The organism is Herbiconiux daphne (assembly GCF_024979295.1).
Taxonomy (GTDB): Bacteria; Actinomycetota; Actinomycetes; order Actinomycetales; family Microbacteriaceae; genus Herbiconiux; species Herbiconiux daphnes.
The window spans coordinates 1-3,321 of the sequence record NZ_JANLCJ010000034.1 but is presented as its reverse complement, the minus strand read 5'-3'; the positions used below and the strand labels follow the sequence as shown (position 1 = coordinate 3,321).

General features: G+C 39.6%; 4 protein-coding genes. All 4 read right to left on the bottom strand.

The annotated features are described in order from the left end of the window. On the bottom strand, window positions 1-710 hold a 710-nt coding region (locus tag N1032_RS22315), incomplete at its 3' end, for a lytic transglycosylase domain-containing protein (protein WP_259542444.1). Between the two features lie 66 nt (window positions 711-776). Beyond that, window positions 777-1,775: a DUF6453 family protein gene (locus tag N1032_RS22310; RefSeq protein ID WP_259542441.1), complete on the bottom strand. Its 999-nt coding sequence runs from the start codon at window positions 1,773-1,775 to the stop codon at window positions 777-779. Between the two features lie 10 nt (window positions 1,776-1,785). Beyond that, on the bottom strand, window positions 1,786-2,865 hold the full coding sequence (locus tag N1032_RS22305; RefSeq protein ID WP_259542438.1) for a phage tail tip fiber protein: 1,080 nt from the start codon (window positions 2,863-2,865) through the stop codon (window positions 1,786-1,788). A 51-nt stretch (window positions 2,866-2,916) separates the two neighbouring features. After that, window positions 2,917-3,321: hypothetical protein (locus N1032_RS22300; RefSeq protein ID WP_259542437.1), on the bottom strand; the 405-nt coding region annotated here is incomplete at its 5' end.

The window sequence follows — 3,321 nt, the reverse complement described above, 5'->3', positions numbered from 1 at the left end:
CCACGACCAAGACCAGACCAAGTTTGTGTAGACTGTGATTTCTGACGAGGAGCTAACATAGAAGCAAGAGCTAAAGCAGCATCACCCCAGTGATCATTATTATCACCTTCTTGCTGTTGCTGATTAACTTGCTGTGCTTGTTGAGCAGTGATTGGAGTTGCTTGACCAGCCATAGCTTGTGCTTGAGTAGGAGCAGCTAGAGCAGCATCTCTTTGGAGAAGAGCACTACTATATTGATCTTTAGGTTTACTTTCTTCTAACGCTGCAACAGGGTTAGCAATGCTGTGAAGAGTGGCAGGAATTCCACCAGTAGTAAACTTTTGGAAAGCTGGATTCTGAATATATTTAGCTCCTTCTGGAGCAAGAGGTTTTCTACCAGCAATCATGCTGTTAGCTCCACCAGTTCCTTGGTTATAGCCAAGAAGAGCTTTAGTGGTATCTCCACCAAATGCTTTTAGGTTCTGCGCTAAGTAGCGAGCACCCATGTCAATGTTCTTTGCAGGGTCAAGTCTATCTTTGAGATTGTAGCCATAATCTTTGGCTAGTCCTTCTGAGATTTGCATAAGCCCTACCGGGCCTGTACCGGATGCAGCAGTGGGATTACCCCCTGATTCTACCTTGATAACAGATTGAATCAGTTCAGGGTCAACCCCATATTTCTTAGCAGCATTTTGGATTAAGGCACCATAGTTATATGGAGTGATTGCCATTAATGGTTGTCCTTATATTTGTGATCACGTAGTTATTATATTACATAGTCAGATCGGGTAGTGCCATTAAGCAAAGTAATCAAGAGCGCTTAATACAGGTAATGGTATATTGGTTGTAGAATTTATCATCAAATCATATTGATCTGTCCATGATGCAAATTGAGGGCCAAAACCTGTACCAATAGATCCACCTTGATTAGTAGCCCCTCTCCAATGTTGATATTGCCACCCTCCTCCTTGTCCACCAGCAAGTCCATTAGTAGTGATGTTAATCATAGGCTGCGTCACACCAGGATTTCCACCTGCTGTACTAATAAAACCTCTAATAATGAAAGGTGAATTATAAGTAGAAAAAGTGCAAGTTCCAGATGCATTATAGATATTAAACCCTCCTCGATGCTCTGGAACACTTCCTGTATTTAAGAAAGCTACTATTCTAGCAAAACCAATTGTCTGACCGTTGTTGTTATTCATTCTATTGTGAGTAACGTGGATCGTTCTATTTTGAGGAGTATACTGGACAACTGTATCTGCTTGATCCCAATACATAAAAACCACAGCATTAGCAGGAATAGCTGAAAGAACCATCCCATCTCCCACTGCACCCTGATAAGCCCAGATACATTGTCCTACAGTACCTGTGTCATTAAGGTTCATAAAATCTGCTGAATTAGTAAAATTAACACCATAGGTCATAGAACCCCTTGGGTGTATTTTATAAGCATGCCAACTCATAGACCAATAGATGTTTCTATATGAAGCATCTTGTAAACTGAAATGAGCTACATTACCTGAAATTGACATACCCTTAACACCAACTACAGAAGGTACTAAATTAGTACCTACATACTGTTCATGGGCAATTTCAGAAGCAGGAACCATAATAAGCTCCCCTCGACCATCAAAATTAGGAACAGTTATAGAGGCGCTAGTATTTCTAAATTCAATTTGGCCTGTACTGTATGTCCCCAAAAATTGAGGAAAAGTACATCCATCATTAATTAATAGGGGAGCGGGAGCAGCTGGCCCTGGCCCTACTGGTTGAGCTTGAATACCAATAGCCATTTAATACCTCTTAGAATAATCCGATTTTAATACGAGGAGTACCATTACCATCATAAAAAATAATATTTTGGCTAGTCATTACGATACGGTTACCACCTGCATTACCACCAATCTGGAAAGATCCTGCTTTAGTTAACTGCCATCCACCATTAGGGAAGTTAGTACTTTGCAAATCCCCAATACGAGCGCTATTGATTACACCTGTATTGATTTGAGCAGCATTGATAGTTACATTACCAATAGAAGCTTGTTTGATGTGAGTACCTGTGGCATCAATATAGAAAGGGAGAGTTCCATTAGAACTACCACCACCAGTAAATTGAAATACGTCAGCATTAATGGTGAAAGTAGATCCACCAGCATTCTGAACAAAACCAACACCTCTATTTAAACCACCAACACTTGATTTAACTCCCCATTGAGTTTCATAAGTTATTCCACCAGTATCATCAATACGAGTAATAGCTGCTGTTTGTTGTGTAATAGAAGCGCCTTGGTTAGTAATATCTACTTCGTGTTTAGCAATCTGTTCAAACTTTGTACCTGGTGCTGGACTAGTCGGGGTTCCTGTACCACTTGATCCTGTATAAAGAACGCCAGTGATTACATTGACATTAGATTGGACACCATTAATATCCTGACTAATCTTTAAGATCTCACCATCAAACTTAGTGTTAGTGTTTGTAATCTCACCTAACGCCACCATGATGTTACCATTAGCAGCATTAACTTGAGTCTTAAGTCCTTGAAGGACACCACTAAGAACATTACCATCAGCGTCAGTGATACTATCCATTGTAATACCTTGACCAATCTGCATTTTAACACCAGAGATTTCAAGCATCACTTTATTGAAAGTATCATTCACTGTAAGATGTAAAGCATCTAGAGCCTTAGTACGATCCTTAATTTCTTTTCTTACATCATCCAATCCTTGAAACATATGCTTAGTTGCTGTACTTACTTTATCAAGTTCAATACCAACAACAGCATTATAATCTTTATGATTTACATCAGTTAATAAACCAGTTTCATATGGTTGGATTATGTTATTTCGTAGCGTCTGTCTACGATTACCATTAGCACCCATGAGAGGCTACCTCCAATAAAAAGAAAGCCCCTCCGAAGAGAGGCTCTATATTTAACGACGTCCACCAAGAGAAAAGTCAATTACTAAGCCACTGATACTAACATCACTATCCGGATCTTCGTCTACAATTCCATAATACAGATATGGATGATTCAAACGAACACTGAGGTTACGTGTTTTTCCAGCGATATAATCACGATAGTTGTGTTGATGCCCACGTTCATTAGAGAACTGAGTACCACCAGCTTCAATGCTAAGTTTCCCTGTTCCATTAACTTGGAAGTGGAAATTATTAACATGCTTTTGTCGCCACTCTTCTGTGATGTTATCAAAGTCAATACCATAACGTTCAGCCCACATACGCAAAGGATGTTCTATAGGAGTCATGTTATCTGGATCTTGATAATTGTACGCTGACCAAGTTTGAGCACCAGTGTCTAATTGATAAAGACCTTT

Bases quoted from the DNA above. Each gene is read 5' to 3' on its own strand.
- N1032_RS22310 (WP_259542441.1), bottom strand. From the start codon at position 1,775: ATGGCTATTGGTATTCAAGCTCAACCAGTAGGGCCAGGGCCAGCTGCT.
- N1032_RS22305 (WP_259542438.1), bottom strand. From the start codon at position 2,865: ATGGGTGCTAATGGTAATCGTAGACAGACGCTACGAAATAACATAATC.